General features: G+C 32.9%; 23 protein-coding genes. 4 read left to right on the top strand and 19 right to left on the bottom strand.

Features of this window, described 5'->3' with window-relative positions:
* Nucleotides 1-167: 167 nt before the first annotated feature.
* Nucleotides 168-719 carry an IucA/IucC family C-terminal-domain containing protein gene (locus KPL50_RS24780; protein ID WP_216301170.1) on the top strand — a complete coding sequence of 184 codons (552 nt, stop codon included), beginning with the start codon at nt 168-170 and terminating at the stop codon, nt 717-719.
* Nucleotides 694-1,494: an ABC transporter ATP-binding protein gene (locus KPL50_RS24775; RefSeq protein WP_216301169.1), complete on the top strand. Its 801-nt coding sequence runs from the start codon at nt 694-696 to the stop codon at nt 1,492-1,494. Before KPL50_RS24780 ends, KPL50_RS24775 begins: the two co-directional genes overlap by 26 nt.
* Nucleotides 1,495-1,699: 205 nt before the next feature.
* Here the strand turns inward: KPL50_RS24775 and KPL50_RS24770 are convergent, their stop codons facing one another.
* Entirely contained in the window at nt 1,700-1,858 is a 159-nt protein-coding gene (locus KPL50_RS24770; protein WP_216301168.1) for a DUF1540 domain-containing protein, read from the bottom strand.
* Nucleotides 1,859-2,135: 277 nt separating this feature from the next.
* Here KPL50_RS24770 and KPL50_RS24765 point away from each other — a divergent pair, with 277 nt between their 5' ends.
* On the top strand, nt 2,136-2,435 hold the full coding sequence (locus tag KPL50_RS24765) for a DUF4491 family protein (protein WP_216301167.1): 300 nt from the start codon (nt 2,136-2,138) through the stop codon (nt 2,433-2,435).
* A gap of 248 nt (nt 2,436-2,683) precedes the next feature.
* Here the strand turns inward: KPL50_RS24765 and hypB are convergent, their stop codons facing one another.
* The 13 genes from hypB to KPL50_RS24700 form a co-directional block, all read right to left on the bottom strand.
* Entirely contained in the window at nt 2,684-3,154 is a 471-nt protein-coding gene (gene hypB, locus KPL50_RS24760) for a hydrogenase nickel incorporation protein HypB (protein ID WP_216301166.1), read from the bottom strand.
* Nucleotides 3,138-3,788 (bottom strand): nickel-dependent hydrogenase large subunit, encoded by a 651-nt coding sequence (locus tag KPL50_RS24755; protein WP_216301165.1) that lies wholly within the window; start codon nt 3,786-3,788, stop codon nt 3,138-3,140. Before KPL50_RS24755 ends, hypB begins: the two co-directional genes overlap by 17 nt.
* Nucleotides 3,770-4,588: an acylphosphatase gene (locus KPL50_RS24750; RefSeq protein ID WP_216301164.1), complete on the bottom strand. Its 819-nt coding sequence runs from the start codon at nt 4,586-4,588 to the stop codon at nt 3,770-3,772. Before KPL50_RS24750 ends, KPL50_RS24755 begins: the two co-directional genes overlap by 19 nt.
* A gap of 267 nt (nt 4,589-4,855) precedes the next feature.
* Complete coding sequence (locus tag KPL50_RS24745; protein ID WP_216301163.1) at nt 4,856-5,572, bottom strand: GntR family transcriptional regulator; 717 nt, start codon at nt 5,570-5,572, stop codon at nt 4,856-4,858.
* Nucleotides 5,573-5,783: 211 nt separating this feature from the next.
* On the bottom strand, nt 5,784-7,139 hold the full coding sequence (locus KPL50_RS24740; RefSeq protein WP_253200805.1) for an 8-oxoguanine deaminase: 1,356 nt from the start codon (nt 7,137-7,139) through the stop codon (nt 5,784-5,786).
* 48 nt (nt 7,140-7,187) lie between these two features.
* Nucleotides 7,188-8,549 (bottom strand): uracil-xanthine permease family protein, encoded by a 1,362-nt coding sequence (locus KPL50_RS24735; RefSeq protein ID WP_216301161.1) that lies wholly within the window; start codon nt 8,547-8,549, stop codon nt 7,188-7,190.
* 730 nt (nt 8,550-9,279) lie between these two features.
* On the bottom strand, nt 9,280-11,517 hold the full coding sequence (locus KPL50_RS24730; protein WP_216301160.1) for an excinuclease ABC subunit UvrA: 2,238 nt from the start codon (nt 11,515-11,517) through the stop codon (nt 9,280-9,282).
* A 365-nt stretch (nt 11,518-11,882) separates the two neighbouring features.
* Complete coding sequence (locus KPL50_RS24725; protein WP_216301159.1) at nt 11,883-12,329, bottom strand: hypothetical protein; 447 nt, start codon at nt 12,327-12,329, stop codon at nt 11,883-11,885.
* Nucleotides 12,330-12,432: 103 nt separating this feature from the next.
* The gene (locus KPL50_RS24720) at nt 12,433-12,906 is read right to left on the bottom strand and encodes a hypothetical protein (RefSeq protein ID WP_216301158.1); all 474 of its coding nucleotides are present in this window, start codon (nt 12,904-12,906) and stop codon (nt 12,433-12,435) included.
* 566 nt (nt 12,907-13,472) lie between these two features.
* Nucleotides 13,473-14,468 (bottom strand): hypothetical protein, encoded by a 996-nt coding sequence (locus KPL50_RS24715; RefSeq protein ID WP_216301157.1) that lies wholly within the window; start codon nt 14,466-14,468, stop codon nt 13,473-13,475.
* Between the two features lie 219 nt (nt 14,469-14,687).
* Nucleotides 14,688-15,872: an LCP family protein gene (locus tag KPL50_RS24710; RefSeq protein WP_216301156.1), complete on the bottom strand. Its 1,185-nt coding sequence runs from the start codon at nt 15,870-15,872 to the stop codon at nt 14,688-14,690.
* A 159-nt stretch (nt 15,873-16,031) separates the two neighbouring features.
* Nucleotides 16,032-17,843 carry a M56 family metallopeptidase gene (locus tag KPL50_RS24705; protein ID WP_253200806.1) on the bottom strand — a complete coding sequence of 604 codons (1,812 nt, stop codon included), beginning with the start codon at nt 17,841-17,843 and terminating at the stop codon, nt 16,032-16,034.
* A 104-nt stretch (nt 17,844-17,947) separates the two neighbouring features.
* Nucleotides 17,948-18,142, bottom strand: coding sequence for a BlaI/MecI/CopY family transcriptional regulator (locus tag KPL50_RS24700; protein ID WP_253200804.1), 195 nt, complete (start codon nt 18,140-18,142; stop codon nt 17,948-17,950).
* 503 nt (nt 18,143-18,645) lie between these two features.
* On the opposite strand from KPL50_RS24700, the gene KPL50_RS24695 reads away from it, so the two are divergent.
* Entirely contained in the window at nt 18,646-18,936 is a 291-nt protein-coding gene (locus tag KPL50_RS24695; RefSeq protein ID WP_216301154.1) for a nucleotidyltransferase domain-containing protein, read from the top strand.
* A gap of 94 nt (nt 18,937-19,030) precedes the next feature.
* Here the strand turns inward: KPL50_RS24695 and KPL50_RS24690 are convergent, their stop codons facing one another.
* The 5 genes from KPL50_RS24690 to KPL50_RS24670 all read right to left on the bottom strand — a co-directional run bounded on the left by KPL50_RS24690 (nt 19,031) and on the right by KPL50_RS24670 (nt 22,550).
* The gene (locus KPL50_RS24690) at nt 19,031-19,873 is read right to left on the bottom strand and encodes a MerR family transcriptional regulator (RefSeq protein ID WP_216301153.1); all 843 of its coding nucleotides are present in this window, start codon (nt 19,871-19,873) and stop codon (nt 19,031-19,033) included.
* 21 nt (nt 19,874-19,894) lie between these two features.
* Entirely contained in the window at nt 19,895-20,638 is a 744-nt protein-coding gene (locus tag KPL50_RS24685; RefSeq protein ID WP_216301152.1) for an ABC transporter permease, read from the bottom strand.
* Nucleotides 20,635-21,363, bottom strand: coding sequence for an ABC transporter ATP-binding protein (locus KPL50_RS24680; protein ID WP_216301151.1), 729 nt, complete (start codon nt 21,361-21,363; stop codon nt 20,635-20,637). Before KPL50_RS24680 ends, KPL50_RS24685 begins: the two co-directional genes overlap by 4 nt.
* A gap of 132 nt (nt 21,364-21,495) precedes the next feature.
* A complete protein-coding gene (locus tag KPL50_RS24675; RefSeq protein ID WP_216301150.1) occupies nt 21,496-21,666 on the bottom strand; it encodes a hypothetical protein in 171 nt (56 codons plus the stop codon).
* 344 nt (nt 21,667-22,010) lie between these two features.
* Nucleotides 22,011-22,550, bottom strand: coding sequence for an acetylglutamate kinase (locus tag KPL50_RS24670; protein WP_253200803.1), 540 nt, complete (start codon nt 22,548-22,550; stop codon nt 22,011-22,013).
* Between the last annotated feature and the right edge of the window lie 272 nt (nt 22,551-22,822).

The raw sequence follows: 22,822 nt of genomic DNA, 5'->3' as shown, positions 1-22,822 counted from the left end.
TGAATTCCTCTGTGTATTGTTTTTGACCTCTTGCCATTATAAACACATCCTTCTCTTATTTATATTTTAATGTGTTCGGCTTTTCGTGTCTACAGTATTATACTAACACCACTTCGATGCTTTCGAAAAGATATGCTTATCTCGTTGTATCATCCACTTTATATAGTATGGTCGAATTCAACGGTGTTCTTAATTTACCGGTAAAAGTATGCGCATTAACTAAAGAAGGTAAATTATGTATTCTAGCAGGCATGTACAAATGGGTGGAAGTAAAGGGTCTGGAGAGGGAAGAATGGCGAGAAAAAGTGCTGCGCGACCTTTTTTCCACTCATATTATGCCGATTTTAAACATATTGAAAAAAATATCCGGCGTTCCTTCATCAATATTGTGGGAAAACGTAGCCATTCGAATTAACTCAATTTATCGGAAAACACTAGCGCAGGAATTAGAACCGATTAAAATTGAACGGTTAAATAGTGACTTCAATTTCTTGAAAAATGCCAGTGGTGACCTGTTTAATTTAAAAGAAAATCCGATTAAAGATTATTTGAAAATAAGAGAAGAACTTAAATTAAATCCCTATCGCAAAACGTGCTGCTTATACTATAAATTAGAAAAAGCTGTTGGCGGAATTACTTATTGTGACAATTGTCCAATTAAAAGTAGGCAAACGAAAGAGAGGAATCAATGCAATGAGCGAGATAAAAATAAATGTTAAAGATCTAACATTAGCATACGGCGAAACGACGATAATTGATTCACTAAATCTAGCGATCCCTAAAGGGAAAATCACCGTCTTTATCGGTCGAAATGGATGTGGGAAATCGACTTTGTTACACGCAATTGCCCGTTTACTAAAACCACGAAGGGGTAGCATATTTCTTGATGACCGAGACATTTTGAAAATGAAATCAAAAGATGTCGCTAAAAAATTAGCCATTTTACCGCAGTCACCAATCGCACCGGAAGGCATAACAGTGGAACAGTTAGTAAAGCAAGGTCGATATCCTTACCAAAGTACATTCAAGCAATGGACAAATGAAGATGAAACAGCTGTTAATCATGCTTTAACAGTAACATCCATGAAAGAATTGAAAGATAGACAAGTCCATGAATTATCAGGCGGACAGCGTCAAAGAGCTTGGATCGCTCTTAATCTTGCTCAAAATACTGATACTATTTTATTAGATGAACCAACAACGTATTTAGACTTAACGCATCAGATCGAAATTTTAGACCTGCTGTATGATTTGAATAGAGAAGAAAGCAGAACAATCGTAATGGTTTTACACGATATTAATTTAGCTTGTCGTTATGCGGATCACCTAGTAGCGATAAAAGATCAAAAAGTTTTTATTCAAGGCGCTCCTGAAAAAATGATAACTAGTGAAAATATTGAACGCATTTACGGACTAAAATGTCGCATCGGTATAGACAATCAATTCGGCACGCCAATATGTTTCCCAGACGGAAAAGGGAGAAAAATAAACTGAATAATGGATAATAAGGGAAGATGATTTAATCTCATCTGTTACTATTTGTTGATTACCATCTAACTCCACTAACATCACTCCAGGTACTATATTATCATTAATTTTTTAACACGTTCGTATTTTCGCCATATAAATATTATTGTAAATTTATAAAAGCTGTCTCTCCATAAAAAATACTGCCTACACATGGTAAGCAGTATTGTTATTATTGTTTCGAATCAAAACTTCCACAATCCGTATGTTCAACTGTATTATCTGAACCATGCTTTACAACTTGGATTTTATCTAAACTACAGTATTGTTCTTCTTGGCTGTGATGTCTACATTCAGTAACTATGCATCCTATGCTTTCATTCTTTTTCATAACTAATTCCTTCTTGGTTAATTGATTATTTGAATTTTACTTTTATAGTATTAGATATTTCAAAAAATTTTATTCATTATGTCCCTCACAATATAATTTATATACGAATCTCTTAAAAACCCCAGTGGTCATATATCTAGGAGTCCTATTAATACACTTATATTTTGTTTACTTTTATATTTGTGATATAATAAAATTGCATGGTAATGATCTCCAATTAAGAATAGATAAAGATTTGAAATGCACTACATTTGATATAATCAAAGGGGGTATAATTATGAATTTTCAAGGTATAACAATAGGAATAATTGCTTTCGCAATAATCGGTATTTTTCATCCAATAGTAATAAAAGCAGAATACTACCTTGGTAAAAAAGTGTGGCCATTTTTTTTAGTTGCAGGAGTATTACTAATCGGATTGTCTCTATTTATAAATAGCAGTATGCTTTCTGCAATAGCTGGTGTTGTCGGATTCTCTTCGCTTTGGAGCATACATGAAATCATTGAGCAAGAAGAACGAGTTAAAAAAGGCTGGTTTCCAAACAATCCAAATAAAAATAGGAAACCTAAGCACTAATCTATAGGAGAAAAGGTACTATAATAAAGCTTTCCCTCCGAGATTAATTGAAATATTTATCTTTTATCTTTTATCAATATCAGTTACGATTATATCAAAATTCCACTGATCTCCAAAATCAAGGAGGTATTTAATCTGCTGTGGTTATAGATAGTTTTAATAAATAAGTCTATACTAGTAATTATCACTGAGCGTGGTACCACCATATTTTACTATTGAATTAATTCGAAATGATATTATGACAAAGATTAGAATGAATATCCAAGTAAAGCCAGAAAGTGACAGAAAGAATTCGAGAGCCAAGGGTTGAAATTCGTAAGTCCAATTAAATCACTTTTATTTAAAATTATCGCTGTGCTTTTTTTAAACATCAGTGGATATTTTAAAGGCTTGTCATTACCTTCTGTCACACTAAGTACGCAAATCTTTATATCCTCGCCACCTTCAAAATTTGCCGGGGATACTAAACACCCCACATTCTCTATAATAATGAGATCAATCTCTCTTAAATCAAAGTTCAATGATGCTAGCCTTATCATGCTTCCTTCTAAATAACAGGGTCCTGCAGTATTAACTTGTATTACTGGAATTCCCATGCCTTCAATTCGCTCTGAATCCTTAGTGGTATATAAGTCGCCTTCAATTACCGTCATACTTAAGTTTTGTTTAAGTTTTGGAATTAACCTCTCTAGTATAGATGTTTTACATTTCAGTTCCAATTAGAGCGCACTCAAGAGCTCCATGTTGCATTTTTTCGTCTATAGGCGAAAGATTCCAAGCAGTAGGAGTAACTATATCACAATTTTTTATAATCCCTTTTTCTATAGTAGTCCAATGTCCGAGTGCCCCCCTAACAGCATCACAAAGTTTTTTCCCTTCGAGTACCCGAGCCATAAGCCTATCCATGGTGGATATACTATTTTTATAGGAACCTGATAAAATCATGCGAGCAAGTTGTCCAGCCTGTACAACTTTACTTTTATACCTAGGTGCTTTGATAAAGGTATAGGCTCCCGGCTTTTTAACATCTGTTTCAGATGGAAAATCTGATGGAACCCCACTAGCATTAGAACCTTTATACCAAGAAAATGCTGAACTCACTGTTATTGCCTTTGAATCTAAAGAAGCTACCTCACCATCAATATAGCTTAGAGGTTGTACATACTGCATATCTTTATTTTCTAAATCATGAAATAATCCGTATGCTAAAAGATTTCTTGCCCCACCGCCAATTTTAAAATACTCTGGATAATAATCAGCTATAATATTTATATCTTCAACCATATTTCCGCACATAAATTCACTTATAGAATGTAGTATGGATTTCAGTCTCATTATTTTAGAAGCATCCATGTTTGCTGTGGTGCCACCCACAAATACACCGTTTCTATGCTCTTCATCATAACTGCAAGGGTTTTTAAGGGTCTTTTTTTTCTCATCCTTAAATTATTCACGGAGGTTTCATTCATTGCATCACATGCAAGATGAAAACCTCCTAAGCCTTTTATGGCAAATATTTTCCCTTCCAAAAGCATGTTTTGGGCGAAACTTATAGGCTCTTCTATTTCTAATCTATTACCTTTAAAATCCTCTATCCAAAGTTCTGGGCCACATGACCCACAGGCATTTGGTTGTGCATGAAATCTTCTATTTGTAGGATCTAAATATTCACTATTGCACTGCTTACACATTTTAAAATCTTTCATAATAGTTTTTCTTCTATCGTAAGGTAATTCTTTTATTATAGAAAACCTAGGTCCACAATTTGTAAAAGCGTATCCCCTTCTCCTATTATACAAATTTAGTATATCTTCTACGCACTCACTACAAGTAGCTATATCTGGTGATATTAAAGTGATTTTATCAAGACTTTGTTCACTTTCTTTGATTGCGAAATTCGAATAATTTAATACTTTATCAGCTTTCATAGTTATCTTTCCTATTCGAGAAAGAGGTGGAGGATTATTTTCAAGAGCTTGCATAAATTTTTCTATATCTTCCTCAAATCCCTCAACATCTATATAAACTCCTTCAGAGTTATTATTTACCCAACCCTTTAACCCAAAAGTTTTTGCTAAATTATATACAAATGGACGGAAACCTACTCCTTGTACTATTCCTTCAACCACAATGAAACTTCTCACTTTATCCATAATACAACGCCTTTCATATATTTCTTAAGTTTTAATATGTAATATATCTTATTTCCTATTATATTCATATTAATTCCTATAATTACCTTGTGATTAGTATATATGAACCCTGTATTAGTAGGTGTGTATCTTTTTAAAGACTAATACAAATACGTAACAACAGCCACAAGACAATAGTCTCATTTTTGATTTATAGTTCATCAAAAATGGGAAATAATATCTTGTCGCTGTTTTTTGCAAATCGTTGCCGTACCCCTACTAGACTCACTACGCCTTATAGGCTACACTTCTGCACAGTGTAAATTTTATGAACTTACTAGTGTAGTACTCCGTATTATACATCAATGCAACGCTATCTTTCGTATATTCTAATACATCAAACCCTAGAACTGGGGTTTTCAATGGAACCTTGAACATATCAGAAAGCTCTTCGTCTGTCACGGAAGGATACATTTCAAGCACATCATGACTTATGTTGCATTGGCAGAGGTCTTCTATAATAGGGAATATAGTTGGCTCTAAGCTTTTGGGATGAATGTCTTTTGTCTTTAAGAGTTTTTCAGGAACTCTATCTACATATACTGCTGCAACCATATCGTTTGCATAGAGTAGCTTCTTTACTACGAGTATAATTTCTCCTACTTCTAAGTTTAATTTAGATGCTTCCATTGCATTCGCACCTCTGAATACAACGTCAGCCACTTTAAACTTTACATCATAGCCGTGATTTCTTAAACACCCTTCTATATCACTTCCTAAGTCGATTCTGTTTTCAAGTTTTGTCACAAAGAAGTTTATCAATGTTCCCTTACCTTGGACCCTTGAAACAACTCCTTCCCTTTCCAATACCGTAATTGCTTCCCTTACAGTGAGTCTACTTACTCCTAGGTGGTTTGCAAGCTCATCTTCATTAGGAAGAACTGGTGTTTCAGTATTCCCTATATACTCTCTCAAGTTCTCTAGAATTTTTTGCACTGTTGACATCTTATTGACTTTTTTAATACCTATGGCTTTCATAGTCATGCTCCTTTATTAGTTTATTTATGTATATATAGCTCTGACTTTTTATATAGCAGACCATTTATATTCACCTTAATTATACACTAATGAAGAGCGATACTTTATAATATTTCAGAAAAATATATGTAATGTATAGATAGATAGAAGCCTGTCATTTAAACGACAGGCTTCTATACTATGAGTTTCTTATAAGCTTCTCTACTTCTTCATTTGCTTTAGCTGTTATCCTTTCTTCGTCTATGCCAACTAACCTTCCATCCTTCACCACTATTTTCCCTTTGATCACTGTATAGTCCACTTCTCCAGTTACGCCTACAGTTCCCAAAAGCGATTTTGGGTCGTACTGCGTACCCACGAATTTCAGTCTGTTTGTATTTATCATAAACAAGTCGGCTGCTTTACCAACTTCAAGGGATCCAATATCATTTCTACCAAGCACTCTCGCTCCACCTCTTGTAGCCAGCTTCAATATGTCGTATCCAGTTGGAGCCTTCTTGCTTGAATTAAGCCTGTGGAGCAGATATGCAACCCTTATCTCTTCCAGAAGATTTGAACCGTCGTTGCTTGCGCTCCCGTCTACACCTAATCCTACTGGAATATCCATATCTATCATTTCTGATATTCTAGCTATTCCAGATGAAAGCTTCATGTTTGATATCGGACAGTGAGCAACACCAGTCTTCGTCTCAGCAAGTCTCTTTAGCTCTGCGTCGTTGAAATGAATTCCATGCGCATACCATACGTCGTCTCCTATCCATCCCAAACTCTCCATGTACTCCAGCGGTCTCATATTGAACTTTTTAAGTGTGAAAGCCTCTTCGTCCAGCGTCTCAGCCAAGTGCGTATGCAGTCTCACTCCATACTTTCTGGCAAGTATCGCTGACTCCTTCATTAAATCTCCTGTAACGCTGAAAGGCGAACAAGGTGCCAGCACTATTTGACTCATGGAGTTCTCACTTGAATCATGATACTTCTTTATCAGTCTCTCTGAATCCAATAGTATCTTGTCTACTGTTTGAACAACTGAATCTGGTGGCAGTCCTCCGTCTTTCTTGCTCAAAGACATACTCCCCCTTGAGGCATGTATTCTGATTCCTAGGTCTTTTGCAGCCTCAAACTGTATATCTATTAGTTCTCCACTTGTATTCTGTGGGAACACGTAGTGATGATCGAAGCATGTCGTACATCCGTGCTTCAGTAATTCCCCCATCCCCACATAAGAACTATACCTTATTGCATCTGGAGTAAGTCCTTTCCAGATTTCATATAGAGTTTTCAACCAGTCGAATAGCTCCATATTTTGAACCTGAGGCAGATTTCTTGTGAAAGTCTGATACAGGTGGTGATGAGTGTTTATAAGACCAGGGTATACTATCATGTCTTTTGCATCGATAACTTCATCAGCATCGAAAGCTTCAGGACCTATGTTTTTTATAAGCCCATCTTCTATAAAAATATTTACACCTTCTCTTACTCTATCTTGCGAATCGCATGTGACCAGTGTTTTGATGTTTCTTATTAACAGCGACATTTTATAACCCTCCATTTAATTCAATAGTTTTTAGTTTGAATATTATACTTAAGAACTACTAGCCATATCCATAGCTTTACGTTCTTCCTCTTCTTCTGCCAAAGTCTTTTTAGGAAGCAATAAGTTGAATATGAAAGCGAGTAAAGAAGATATTACAACTGCTGATTCTCCGAATATAACTTTTACCCATTTTGGAAATTGATCCAAAGCTCCTGCTCCACCAACACCTACTATACCCATGCCAAGTGCAACTGAAAGTCCTACTATGGTAATATTTCTTGTGGATAATTCATCGCCAATTATAATCTGAATTCCCGCCATGGTAATCATCCCAAATACGGTAACTGTCGCACCACCAAGTACTGCTGCTGGAACGGTAGTCACAAGAGCTCCAAATTTAGGTACAAATCCTGCTACAAGCATAAATCCTGCCGCTATCGCAATTACAAATCTGCTAGTAACTTTAGTCATGAGAACCAATCCGACATTTTGGCTGTATGTAGCCACCGGAAGTCCACCAAACACTGTAGCCAAGGCGCTAGATATACCCATTCCTAGAATCCCTCCAGAAAGTTCCTTATCAGTTATATCACGCTTACAAGCTCCACCTGTAACGGCTGATAAATCACCAACTATTTCTATTGATGCAACTATGAATACCAGAATACATGTTATCACTGCATCTACGTGAAATGTCATTTTGAAAGGCATAAAAGTTGGAAGTGCGAACCAAGCAGAGGTTTTCACTGCCGTAAAATCAACCAATCCAAATGGAATTGAAACCAAGTAACCTGCTACGATTCCTATGAGTATTGAAGCTAGCTTAGTGTATCCTTTCGCGAACTGATTGCAAATCAGTACCACTAATAGAGTAAATATAGCTATGCCCCAGTTTACTTGAGCTCCAAATTCAGGTGACCCAAATCCACCAGCCATATATCCTGTAGCAACAGAATATAGAGACAGCCCTATAGTTAATACTACAGTTCCTGCTACTATAGGAGGAAAATGTTTTTTCAGCCGCTTTATAAACACTCCAACTACAATAGCAGCGATACCTCCTATAAGCTGAGCTCCAAAAACACCTTCGAGCCCATATAAAGCCCCCAAACTTATTAGTGTAGGTACAAAAGCGAAACTCACACCTGTAACCACGGGTAGTTTAGCTCCAAATTTCCAAATTGGATAAATCTGTAGTAAAGTTGATAAACCTGCAGCAATCATTGCAGCTTGAATAAGCAAAGTTGTTGTTGCGGCATCGGCCTTTACTACACCTGATACTATTATAGCTGGAGTTATATTTCCTACAATCATGGCTAGCAGATGTTGCATTGCCAATGGAAGCGCTGTTAAAAATTTAGGAACTCCATCCACATCAAATAGAGAACGATTTTTCAATTTAGTACTCATTCATAATCCCCCTAGTGTTTTAGTTTTAAATAACATTTAGAATGACTAGTCTTTTTGAGTCGGTAATAAACTTAAATCAAATCATCAGATGATATGTTTATCATACTATCCTGATTTTGTTTTGTAAACTCTTTTCTTGAGCTTTATTATGACAAAAAATGCAAATCCTAAAAGAGTCCCGTCCGCATTACCGATATTTAAAGTTGATTCGGTAAAAATGGTAAATATTGTTTGCTTAATTGTTGTAAAACTAAAAAAAGCATAGACAATTGCCTCCTTTTTTTCATTTAAAGTTAATCAGTGACCACCAGAATTAACTTATTGCACGCTGTCGATACTAACGATTGATGATAAGTAGTAATAGTTATTGGGAGGAAAGTTGAGGTTAGCGGGATTTTAATTGTATTAAACTTTTATAATTATGATATAATTATAAAAAAGTGGCAATTATTATTATTATTATTATTATTACTATATAATAATAATAATTCCTTTTGATAAAAGAACCACGCACACTCGTGACTTCCGTCGTGAGTGTGCGTGGTTCTTTCACCATAGTAAAACATCTTTAAATTTACGATTGGGTCTAAGGTTCAATGATTTTTTGCTATAATTGATAATATAAGGTATGTTAGAATTTGCAAAAAAAATAGTATAAACGATTAAGGAAAATGAGGGGTAATTATTTATAAGAAACCTTGAAAACTCTTCCTCCACATATTATTTCCATTTACAAGTACCTTGCAGTAATGGATTCTTTACAGTTCTTCAAGTCAGCTGGTGGCCCTTCAAAAATAATTTGTCCACCATGGCTGCCTCCCTCAACACCCATATCAACGACCCAATCGGCGTTCCGGATGACATCAAGGTTGTGCTCAACTACAATAACCGTGTTACCCTTATCCACTAAGCGGTCAATGATTTTCAAAATACCCGTTATATCAGACATATGGAGACCCGTTGTAGGCTCATCCATTATATAAATATTACCCTTTTTACTCAACTCTCTAGCAAGCTTTAATCGTTGAGATTCGCCACCTGACAGCGTATCCAATGGCTGACCCAATGTCATATAGTGAAGACCAACATCTGCGATATGCTTCAGCTTATTGATGATTTCTTTTTGCGTAAAGAATTCTAGGGCTTCTGCTATTGTCATGTCAAGAACCTCAACTATGGACTTTTTATTACACTTGTAGGATAAAACCTCTCTCTTAAACCTTTCGCCACCACATTCTTCACAAATAGTTTCCACTGAATTCATAAATGAAAGATCTGTTTCGATATAACCGCGTCCCTTACATGTCTCACAAGCACCTTCCGAATTATAACTAAACAACCCCACACTAACTTTGTTTTCATCAGCAAATAATTTACGAATCACATCCATAATTCCTGTGAAAGTGGCTGGATTAGAACGTAGGTTGGCGCTTACTGCTGACTGATCAACAATAATCGCATCTTTATATTCATTCGCAAAGACACCGTTAACCAGTGTTGATTTGCCAGAACCTGCAACACCTGATACAACCGTGAATATCCCTTTAGGTATCTTTAGACTAACGTTTTTCAAATTGTGTAGGTTACTCTTTTTTGTTTCATAAAAATCAGTACTAATTCTTGGCTTACTCTTAATCTGCAAGCTTCTTCCGATGTATTCACCCGTTAATGTATTTGAACTCAAAAGCTCATTGTATGAGCCTTCAAACATAACCCTTCCACCGTTAATACCTGCCTTCGGACCAACATCTACAATATGATCTGCTATTTTTATAACGTCTGGGTCATGCTCAACTACAATCACTGTATTGTCTTTATCCCTTAACTTGACTAATAATTCATTCAACCTATGGACATCTCTAGCATGTAGGCCTATGCTTGGTTCATCAAATATATACATAACATTGATCAGGCTTCCGGTAAGGTGCTTAACCATTTTAACACGTTGTGACTCACCACCCGATAAAGTGGATGTTTCTCTGTTCAAACTTACATAATCAAGGCCAATCTGAATCAAATCATTCAATCGCTCTGACAAGTTGTCAATTATAGGTTTTACTTTTTCGTCCTCAATCTTTTGTACCAGTTCTAAAAGTGAATCTACTTGCATTGCAGTAAAATCTGCGATTGTATAACCCATTATCTTTGATGATAATACCGTTTCATTATATCTTTTTCCAGAGCAATCATCGCATTTTCCTTCCGTTGTAAAAGGCGCAATTTTCTTTTTGGATGCCTCTGATTTCTCAAATTCAGTTTTAATGTTTGACCTGATAAATCGCTCAACAAGTCCTAAATAGGTAGTATTAATCTCCTCCATTAATGGGGATTTTATTTTTTCTTCTTTGCAAAATACGAGCTTGTCGTATTCCTCTTTTGTATAATCCTTAATCTTTTTATCACAATCAAAAAATCCTGTTGCTGCATAGGATTTCCAAATCCAATTTCCTACTTTAAAACCTGGAAGTAAAATTGCACCCTCGTTTAATGATTTTTCTTTATCCAAAGCCTTGTCAAGATCCAATGTAACTATCTTTCCAATGCCTTCACAGGTCTTACACATTCCATTTGGATCATTAAAAGAAAAATAACCGGCAGGACCTATATGAGGCTGCCCGATGCGTGAAAATAATAATCGTATTAATGGATCAATATCAGTTATTGTACCCAATGTTGAACGGGAATTTCCGCCAATTCTCTTTTGCTGAACAATAATCGCCAATGATAAGTTTTTAATAGCATCAACATCAGGATGTCTATATTTTGGCATATACACTTGAACGAATTTACTGAAGGTTTCATTTAACTGCCTTCCAGCTTCCTGCGCAATCGTATCAAAAACGATGGATGATTTACCAGAACCCGATACCCCGGTAAAAATTGTTATCTGCCCTTTTGGTACATTTAAATTGATATTTTTCAAGTTATTTTCCCTTGCCCCTATAATTTCAATATATTCATATCCCATATTTTCCTCCTGTTCAAATACATTCAACTATAATATTACCAAACCAAAATTTACCGCACAAAAACTATTTACTGTTTATACCCTGGCAACATTTTCGGGTCGAGCTGCTGCCTGGTTATTGAATAAAACTTATAACACTAGTATAATATTTTATTAATAATAGTCAATGCAACTTTATGATAAGGCCTATAGATATCACCCATAAACTTAATAGGTTCCTTGCAAATACTACGATAATTGCGAAATGATTCCACTTTTTCGAAAGGTCCACAATAGGTTATATAGTATATACGGAGGAATTTTCGCTTATACCCTTGATATATCAACATAGTACCTTTTATAACTTTTGGTGTTTTTATAACATTTTATTGTGTCTGTAGTCCAAAGATTAGTGTCTTATCCTTCTGTGATATATTGAATTTCACTTCATTTTTGTCCAATTTAATATGTCTTTTACTATCACAATACTGTCTTGGTAATTCTACAAATGAAATTAACTTCTTAGATTTAACAAATGCAATCATATTTATAGTGTCAAGGATTTCAATACTAAAGTTTGAGTTATAACTCTTTATTCCATCAGCCTTCAAGGTATCATTTGGATTTGAATAGGGAGTGAATAGATACATAGTATCCCATTCAAAATTAGTGATTTTAGCGAAATCTATGCTGTCCGATTGAATTATAGTTTCTATTATCTGATTTCTTAATTTCATATCTTCATCTACATGTTTTGACCTCTGAAATACAATAAATAACGTTGTTAATGTTATTATAAAAATTAAGCCTCTAATAATATGGTTTTTCTTCATGCTCTTCCTCCTATTCAATTATGATATTGTACAAGGCTACACTAACTTTAAAATCATGATTGATACAATCTTTAAGAACACTGCGAACTAAACTAACTCAGAACTATGAATATAATTCTATTTTTCTTTTATTGAAATAGTATCCTGCAGTAAATATAATTATCATCAGTATAAGTCCTAAGACTTGGCCAACGGTAACTGTTGTCCCATAACTTTGAAATTTAAATAAATTTGCGAATCTTACTATATACATGCCTAGAGAAGCACTAAATGCTTGTGATAATTCCGTTGAAGGTACTACTCTCTGTCCCCCCAATACAATAAAGAATTGCCAAAAATAAATTATTAACGATACAATTCCTAATGAGTTACCAATTAAAATAGAAGGAAATGCTTTTATATTCTTTTGAGCAAACTTACCTCCAACCCAATACCAAAAATATAACATAAAAATTGGTAAGATATAAAATAAGAAAATTGACAATGCAGGTAATGCAGGTGTAAATAAAACATTGGAAAAATAGCCGATTATTGTTGGTACAAACATAAAAATAATTGGATCTAATTTCTTTAACATATAACACCTCTTTCCCAAAAAAACATCTACGTTAGTTCGTTAAAAAATACAAGTATATCCTTATTCAATTATATAGAATATTAATATGAATTTCAAATATTTAACATGAAATTTCGGGTAGCCATACTACAGCCCCATTCGATGTGATTTAGTGATACATTACGTTTTCACCCTTTCATCATATTATTTTTAAGGCGAATTTTTAATGAGACAATGCCATAGTTACGATGAAAAAATTATTAACCCTTTATTTTCAGTGAGTTATAACCCTCAACGGATTATTACAGTATATAAATATTTTTACGGATTATATGCTTGTCTTGTCCCAGTTTAAATATTGATAATGAACTTACAAATTTCTAATCTTTTTAAAATAAACACCAAAACATAACGCCACTAATATATTCGTTGCAATCGTTGCAATGGCCGCCCTAATAAATCGGTTTATATTACTTTCTACATAAAGGATATAAATCCAATAATCCGCAACAAAAAAGAATATTATTAAAGTCGATAACTTTATTTTTTTCAAATCAATCACGCCCTTTTAATTTTTGACACTTACCTTAGTTTATGCTTTTTCCAAACTTATTTATAAAATCTAAATCCTTATAACCTTCCTCTATATAATAACTTTTTTTCTTATTTTTACTGATAATCTCAATAACAGGCTCTTTCTTAGAAATATAGATTTCTACCTTATCTCCATCTAATTCATAAAGTATAATTTCATATGCATCTTGATCCATAAAGCTATATTGGATGTCCTTAAATTGAATTTTCCTTATGGAAAATGAATTAAGATACTCCTTTACTTCATTTATCTTTTCTTCTTTTGATGTTGTAGACATATTAGCTATAGACATATTCTCCTCTTTAACTTCACGCGGGTAATAAACAACTACAGTTGAAGTTTTATCATGATTAAACGCTTTTTCTAAAACAACTTTTAAGTATTTAGGTTGCAATAAATTATAAACACCATATGTAAAAATTATTGTTACAAAAATTAACGCTATAGCTATTACTCTTTTTAATCTATTAAGAGAATGTATTATATCTTCACTTTCCCAATTCCCTATGTTTGTGATATCTCGCTTACGCTTTAGCGTATTTTCTAACACTAATTTTGCATCATCGCCTATATTAAACGTCATTTTAGATATTTTACTATGTTGGTTATTTTTATAGTAACTAAGCTCCACTGCTTTATCTTTTTTATAATCCAGATTACTAATTTTACTCCATGAAATAAATCTTCCTTTTATTAATAAACCCTCATCTAGAATAAAATTATAATCGTATACCCAAAACCCTTGTCCTATTGATATTATTCCGAAAAAAACATTAAAATTATTGCTAGATTTTAATGATATAATTATGACTATTAACGCAGTAATAAATGCAAATACATATTTGAAATTACTTTTATCTATCCTTTTTTTAACTTCAAATTTTCTTACAGCAAGTAACCTATAAAAGAAATAATAAATACTCCCAAGTAAAAATATTATTGAAACTGAAAAGTACCAAAGTGGCAATATATATTCATTAAAATACATGTAACTTCCCCCCCGCATAAATATACTACTCTATCATTTAAGTATCCTCAAACTATAATTCTGCATTAATTTCCAATTTCCTTTATATAGCGCAACATATATATGCAAATAAATACCAATTGTTTTTCTCAATCAATTAGAGAAAGCCTACCCCATAGATTTCTCTATCAAATAAGCTTTTATTCTCACTTCTATTTAATTTTTCACTCAGTACAGCTATTATTTAGCCTTGTAATCTTCTCCAAGCATTATTGTTATATCAAAGTTTCCTTTCTTTTCTGATACCCTTTCAATATTATTTATTCCAAATTCACTTTTAATTATTGAATCATATTTACTATCTACTCCATAGGTAACAATCTTTGATTTTTGCAATTTTTCACCATTTCCAGTTTCAGCCTTTTTATATCCCTTTTCACTAATTGTAGTAGCGTAATTAGCTGCAAGACCTGTTCTAGGGGTACAATTTAGCACCTGCAAATTTAAGCTACTTTTATCTAAGTCACCAATTTTTCCTGGACCTGTTATGCTACCCACTGGATGTAATATCTTATATAGTTCTAAGTTTTTCTTTTCTTCATAAACAAAATAGGAAATTTTATCAATATACTTTGATGTACCTTTAATCATTGAGGTTTTTATATTAGAACTATCTGTATTTGCAAAAGTAAAGCCATAGCTTAATATATCAGAAGGCGGCATATTAGTTTCGGCATACTTAGGTATAACCTGCATAATTCTTGGCAATTTTGTTATTATGCTAGGACTTTTAATTTTCTCTATAACCTTCCCTATAAACAACTGTTGATTTTCTATTCTTCCTATATCACCACTATTTTTAGGATCAAAAACATTGTTTTTTCTCCATCTAAAAAATTCCATTGCCTTTTGTCCATCTAGATGAACGATCTCGCCCTTTTTAAAATTAATATGAAGATTTTGAGTTCCATCATCATACTTCATAGTATTATTTATCTTCATATCAACGCCACCAATAGCATTAATAAGTTCTATAAATCCATTATAATTAACCTTTCCATAATAATTAACATTGATATCTAGAAGCTTTTCTACCTCACTAGTAAGATACCTAACTCCATTTCCTGGACCGGATAAAGCACCAAAGAAATGAGCTTCATTAATTTTTCTTTTTTTACCATCCATGTAGATTAATGTATCCCTAGGTATGGATATAATATTAATAGCTTTATTCACAGGATTATAATTTAATAAAATTATGGTATCTGTTCTTTGAGCATTATCTTTACTAGAATCCCCTAGGGTACCAACATCCACTCCCATAACTAAAATGTTTACAGGCTCACCCTTTTTAGCTTCAACAAGGTTGATATTATTTTTCTTTGAAGTGACACTAAAGTTCTGCAAGTAAAAATATGTATACACACCAACACCTAGTATAAGAATCAACAGCAAAAGGAAAAAAATCCTTAAATAAAACTTTTTTTTCTTCTTTCTTTTTTTAATATGGTCCACAGCTCTCATCTACTCTCTTATAATTATTAAATAATCTTTAGCTATACTGTATCAAATTGCAATAGCTTCTTATGGCAATACCATAAAAGTAGATACTACTTTTCTTTCGCCGGTGGTCTTATCACTTGGAACATTAATTATTTTACCATTATAATACATAGTTGAAGAGCTTCCCCCATCAAGATTTGATGCATTTATTGCTCCATGCTCTAAAAGTATATTTTGAACATCAAGTAATGTAGCACCTATAGATTTCACACTTCTACCATCAATAGTTAACATAATAATGGTTCCGTCTTTTTTCTGCCCTATAGCTGTTCTTGGAGCAATGCCCCAACCTCCATCGCCTTCTGTAATTGTGGGTTTGCCATTAACTACAAGTGCAGGGCCAAAACTAACAGCTTCCGTGGCATTAAGCTTCTTTAATTCATTTAATGAATAACTACCAACTAAAAGAATACCCTTGCCTGTAAAAGCAACCATTTCTCTTTTAGCATTGTCTTTTAAACCATTAAAAATAACCTTTCCATCATGAATTATAAGTCCTTCTGGGGATAATATTTTACCTGAGTTGCCTTCTGTAAACCCACCTGCGTTAATAGCGCATATTGCATTGTTTTCTTTAGCTATTTCACTTGTGGTCATATTAGCTTCTCCAAGGTATTTACTAAATCCAACAACAATTTTCTTATCGCTAGGGATCATTAACATTGTACCGTTAAAATGTTTACCTGTAATATCATATTGAGTAATAGAACTTATTTTACTTTCAACACTTAAAATTTTGTTAGAGTTTAAGTTCTGATTATTTTTATTATCCGCGAGCACTGGATTATTTTTGGCATTAGTAAGCATTACTCCTCCCATAAGCGTTAATGTTACAATAGGGATTATTGACCACTTATATGAGTTTTTCTTGAATAAAGAAATCATAGTAATTCTCCTTTTAATTTGAGATTTATTATTTATAATGTATGACATACCATAAACTTGTGGTGTCTTCTTATAGCTTTCTAATAATTTAATAATTGTCTTTCCATAGTTTAAGTATTCATTGCAATTAATATAAGATAAAGCTAAAGCATCACAAGCTAATTCCTTATCATTACTCATTCTATAAAACGAATACCATATAATTGGATTAAACCAATGTATTATTTGGAGTGCTTCTGATATGCACCCTACTATTATATCCATACGTTTTACATGGGCTAACTCATGTAAAATTATAAATTCTAATTCATTTTGATTTACACAATTTTCTATGCCTATAGGCAATAATAATTTAGGACTTATAAACCCCAAAATGCATGGCGTTTTAATTTGATTTGTATTTAAAATTTTAATATTGGATTTTAGATTTAACTTATTTTTACACTGGATTAAAAGTAGCTTAACTTCTTCATTTTCACATACATTACAATTTTTGAATTTATTTTTTAATTTTACTGTCATTACAATCGTATAAAAACCAAGTATAATTACTCCTAGTAACCACATGTAACTGATTAACTTTATATACATAGGGATAGAATTATCATTAGAAGTATTATTAGGGGACATAGCCTTTGAAACACTAGGGGTCACATCGGTATCAATCTTTTTACTATTAATACTTTTGCTTGTTTCATAGCTAACTGTATAAGTTTTTTGTATAATGCCTCCACTTTCAAATTTAATAAGATTAAAAACACTCAATGAGCTTTGTAGTCCGTATGGTATTAATAATCTAATTACAACAATAAGCCAAATAGCATAGTGCAATCTCACACCTAACTTATCCTTAATTATTAACTTAAAAAGAAGAATTATTAAACTTAAAATACTTGCCAAAGCGGTTGAATATAATACCCATTTAAAAATAGAAATAACCCACAGCATAACTACACCCATTTATCCTTTCTTATTATCAAGAATATTTTTTAGTTCTTTAATTTCCTCATCAGATAATTTTGATTCGTTTAGAAAGTTAGCAATCATACCATTTAATGAATCATTAATACGCGGTTTATAAAGGATTCACTCTCTGATTTTATGCATTCGTTTTCCGATAATAAAGGAAAGTAATAATATGTCTTTTTATCCTTTTTATCTATGTTGTAACCTAAAACTTCTTTTTTAACTAAAGGATTTATTAAGGTTCTAATAGTATTCGCCTTCCAAGCAGTATTATAATACATATTACATGTGTAATATGTATTTGTCAATAAAAGTATAATATTTTATATTTTAATTCCTCTTGAATTTAGGTAATTTACTTATTAGTTCCCCTCAAATAATAAGTAAATTATGTAACAATTGATAAAGATTTGAGTTGCACTATATTTGATATAACTCCTTGTATTTACGGTACTCTTTAAGGCCTTGAAATTAAAGAAGAATCACCTGAGCAATATCCGGATTATGATGATGAGTGGTCATAGTTATCGAGATGAAATTTGAGGTTAGCGGGTTTTTAATTGTATTAAACTTTTATAATTATGATATAATTATAGAAAAGTGGTTCTTTTCCGATGGTAAATGTATTTTTAAATTTACTATTGGGTCTAAGGTTCAATGATTTTTTACTATAATTAATAATATAAGCTATATTAGAATTTGTAGAAAAAATGGTATAAAAATAATATATATTATTTTTTAGCCATGTAGATAAACTATTAAAGAAAATAGGGGAGCGAGTATATTGAATTTAGAAAATGGAATAGCTAATCAAATAGTTGATATATCAAAGAAACATAAATATATTGACAAAATTATACTCTTTAGCTCACGAGCACGTGGTGATAACTCATTAAAAAGTGATATTGACTTAGTCGTATATTCTAATAATTCAATTGCCGAATTCAAAGATGAAATTGAGGAGAGCGTTAGTACTTTATTAGAGTTTGATTTTTCACATATGAATAATATTGAAGATAAGCTTTTTATAGAACAAGTTGAAAAAGAAGGGGTAATTATTTATGAGAAATCTTGATTTTAAGTATATGAATTTGAAAAAGGCATACGATAAACTTAAAGAAGTTAGTGAATATGCAAGCATATTTGACTTGTTATTTTCTTTTAGATTCCTAAAGCTTTCTCACTGGAAACTGAATCTCTGTTAACCAATCCTCCGCAGAATCCTTATTCCAAACACCATCAATATAGGATTCTCTTGGACTGCCCACAATTTGAAATCCATTTTTCTCTACCCACTTTAAAACAGCACCATAGGATTTTGGGAATCCTTCATAAGCACCTTTATGCAAAACACAAGCGGCTGTTTCAACTTTCTCTAAGGTTTTAAAAATCAGCATATCAGAGTCTTCCTTTTTTTCAGTGATCGCCTCACAAATTTCTACATCTATGTCAAATTCCTTGTATTCACCGTCATGATAAATATTAAAACAGTATTCAGGGATTGCACAAACACAGCCCAGTCGTTCCATTTCAGCGCCCATAGGCGGAACAATATCAAATAGTGCATCATAGTTTGGCATAATTGTTCTCATAGAAGCAACAATTACTTCCGGCAATTCTTTTAAAATAACATGATACTCCCTGTCAGTATCCTTTTGTAGTAAATAGCATTCCACCTGAGATAACTTCATGGTTTCCTCAGCAATTTTTTTTATTAATTCACTCTTCTTTTGTAACAATAGTTTTTCTACAGACATACCTTGTTTCACATTTTTGATTTCTTCTAAAGTAAAACCCATCTGGCGCAATGCCAATATCTGATGAAGAACTGGTAATTGTACGGAAGTATAATATCTATATCCACTATGCTCGTCAATATATGCAGGCTTTAGCAAATCAATATCATCATAATGACGTAATGCCTTCACCGTAACTCGATTCATTTGCGAGAATAATCCAATTTTATACAATATAGTATCTTCTTTTCGTTCACATTGATATTGTTCTTTCATTATAGCCTCCTTCTGGGTAATCTATTCCCATATAAATGTTTTAATTGATATACTAATACCAACCGCACTCCATACTAACATAATAACAATAGGCAACAATAAGTTTTCCTGTGGTAATCCCAAAGAATACCCCTTTAATAGTTTAATTCCTTGGGTAAGTGGCAGAAGGTTTGCAACTTGCTGCAATGCTTTTGGAAAAACTTCATAGGGGATAGTTGCACCGGATAAAAATAGCATAGGAAAATAGACAATACTGCAAACTACATTTGCTGTCTTTATATTTTTACAAACACTTGCCATAAGCATTCCAATACTGTACATAGATGCTATTACTAAAAAGTAGGATAAAGTGAATCCTATTTTTGATCCTCTCATTTCATAACCAAAAAACAACTTTACCGTTAAATATACAAGTACTGCCGATACTAAAGAAAGTATCACATTGATGGCTCCTTGTACTAATATTAGCACAGCAGGGCTTACGGGTGTCACAAAAAAATGTTTTAAAATTTTCTTATCTCTATAATCTGCAATTGTTAATGGAATTCCCATAAAAGCCGTAGCGCAAATACCAACTGTAATTAATGCTCCAAAAGAGCTTTCTAGTAGTGTATAGTTTGCTCCGACAAAAGCAGGCTTTGATCCACAAATAATACCTAACAGTGCTATAATTCCTACAGGCATACAAACTCCAAAAAAGATACTGTCAAGAGACCTAAGTACTAAACACCCCTCTATTTTTAATAATTTGAAAAATCTCCTCATTGTGCTACCTCCTCACCCATATACCACAGATATGCTTCTTCCAATCTGTCATAAGGACTTCCTTTTACTACTTCTTCTACGCTACCACTTACCACTTCTTTCCCATCTTTAATAATACATACTCTATCACAAAGAGCCTCCACTTCATCCATATAATGTGAGGTTAGAAAAATCGTAGTTCGCTTTTCTTTTAATATATTTAGTTGTTTCCAAACTTCCCTTCTGGCCGCAGTATCTAATCCAGTTGTCAATTCATCTAAAAAAATAACCTCTGGATTTGGTATCAATGCAAGTAACACCGATAATTTCTGTTTTTCGCCTCCTGATAAGCTTGATACTTGTTGTTTCTCAAACTTAGACAATTTGAATTGCTCTAACAGTTTCTTATAATCTGCAGGATTTTTATAAAGCACCGACATCTCTTCGCACAATTCTCCTACCTTAATGCTCCCCTGGTAGCAGGATTCCTGTAACTGTACTCCAACTTTTTCAAACATTTTTTTTCGCTGCGTAACAGGGTTCATTCCAAGAACACTAACACATCCACCCCCAAATTTTTTCAGTCCCAAAATGCAGTCTATGGTTGTGGATTTCCCTGATCCATTGTGCCCTAGTAAGCCGAAAACTTCCCCCTTTTTAATACAAATAGATAGATCATCTACAGCTATTTTTTCTTTGTAACATTTTTTTAAATGACTAATATTAATACTAATGCTACCCTCCATCACGTTGTCTCCTTTCTAATTTATACTCATCTTTTTATGATATTTTTGCTCTATGTAATGAGTATATATTCTCCTGTACGGGGAGAGTCAACACTATGTGACTTTTTTATTTATGTTTTTATTTTAACTTCTCTACTCTTCTATAATCTCTCTAAGGTATATACCTAACAATTTACTAGTAGAAAACCATACCGTAGCAAATACTATTATTATAAACAATAGAATACCAAAAACAGTAGTTTTTATAGTAATTAAAAATGGGAACTCTACTAACCCTTGTTTTGATAAAGCTAGTTCTATCATTTTAGGTCCAACAGTAAAGCCTAAAGCTTTATATATACCATAGCTTTTTCTTTCCTCATATACATTTATTAGTAAACTCTTTTATAAATTCTTTACTTTCAGCCATATCTTTAAATACTATTGCATAGGCCTGACTACTACCTTGGAGAAACTTATGTTTACTAATCATCGTAAATTACCTATCTAATCAATTTGTTTTGCTATAAACATATATCATTGTGAAAGCGAAAAAAACAAGCATCATAATTATAATGCTTGTTCTTTGTATTATATGAATAGAGTTAAACAACTAAAAACTGCGGTAGACGAATACTAATTACGCAATTTAAAAACTACTTTCTAAATTAATAAGAAAACTGCTTAATAATACCTTGTGACATCATATCAGCCATTTCTAGAGCCTGACTTTCAATTTTGTCGTAAACCTTGATACCAGCTGCATAATCTTTGGTAAGCATGGCAACTGCTTCTGCTTTAACAAGTGCTAAATGTTCATGTAGCATTGCTTTCCAACTTTCCCTTGACCAATAAGGATTAATATAACTTAGGAAATCAGCTATTTCATCGGCATTTTCATACCATCTTTTTTCTGCTTCCATGGCTGATTTGTTATCTCCTGCTTTAGCGGCCTTTACAAGCTGTGCTGCTATAACAAGATGGCTTTTTAATAAATCACTGAATTTTGAAGCAATTTTGTCTCCATAGAAAACCTTCAATGTATTAGCAAAATCTACTGGATTTTGTAGTAGCCGATTAATAACGAGGTCTTCATCCGGTAACCCCAAAACCATGCTCATTATGGCCATTCTTGTCCAGACTCCATGCTGTTCCCAAAGCATACGTATGTTATTCATTAAATCTACTTCTGCTTTAGTAAATCTCATTGGATTAGGGTAAAACTCTTTACGAAAATATTCATAGGGATATAAATACAATTATCACCACTCCTAAAATCATTATACGTTATTTTATGATTTTATAAGCAATACTGTTCTTATCAAATGGAAAATTGCATCAAATTATTTGAAGCTCATATTCAGGTTGTTTCGGATTGCTCCCTTTATTTACGACATTTTCTAACGAATACTAACTAATTTATAGATTTCCTTATAAATTCATTTGGACTAATATAATTTAAGCTTCCATGTATTCTTTC

It is taken from the genome of Clostridium sp. CF012, assembly GCF_018861755.1.
GTDB lineage: Bacteria > Bacillota > Clostridia > Clostridiales > Clostridiaceae > Clostridium_AD.
Note: the sequence above shows the minus strand (reverse complement) of the source record. Positions and strands in the feature narration are given on the sequence as shown.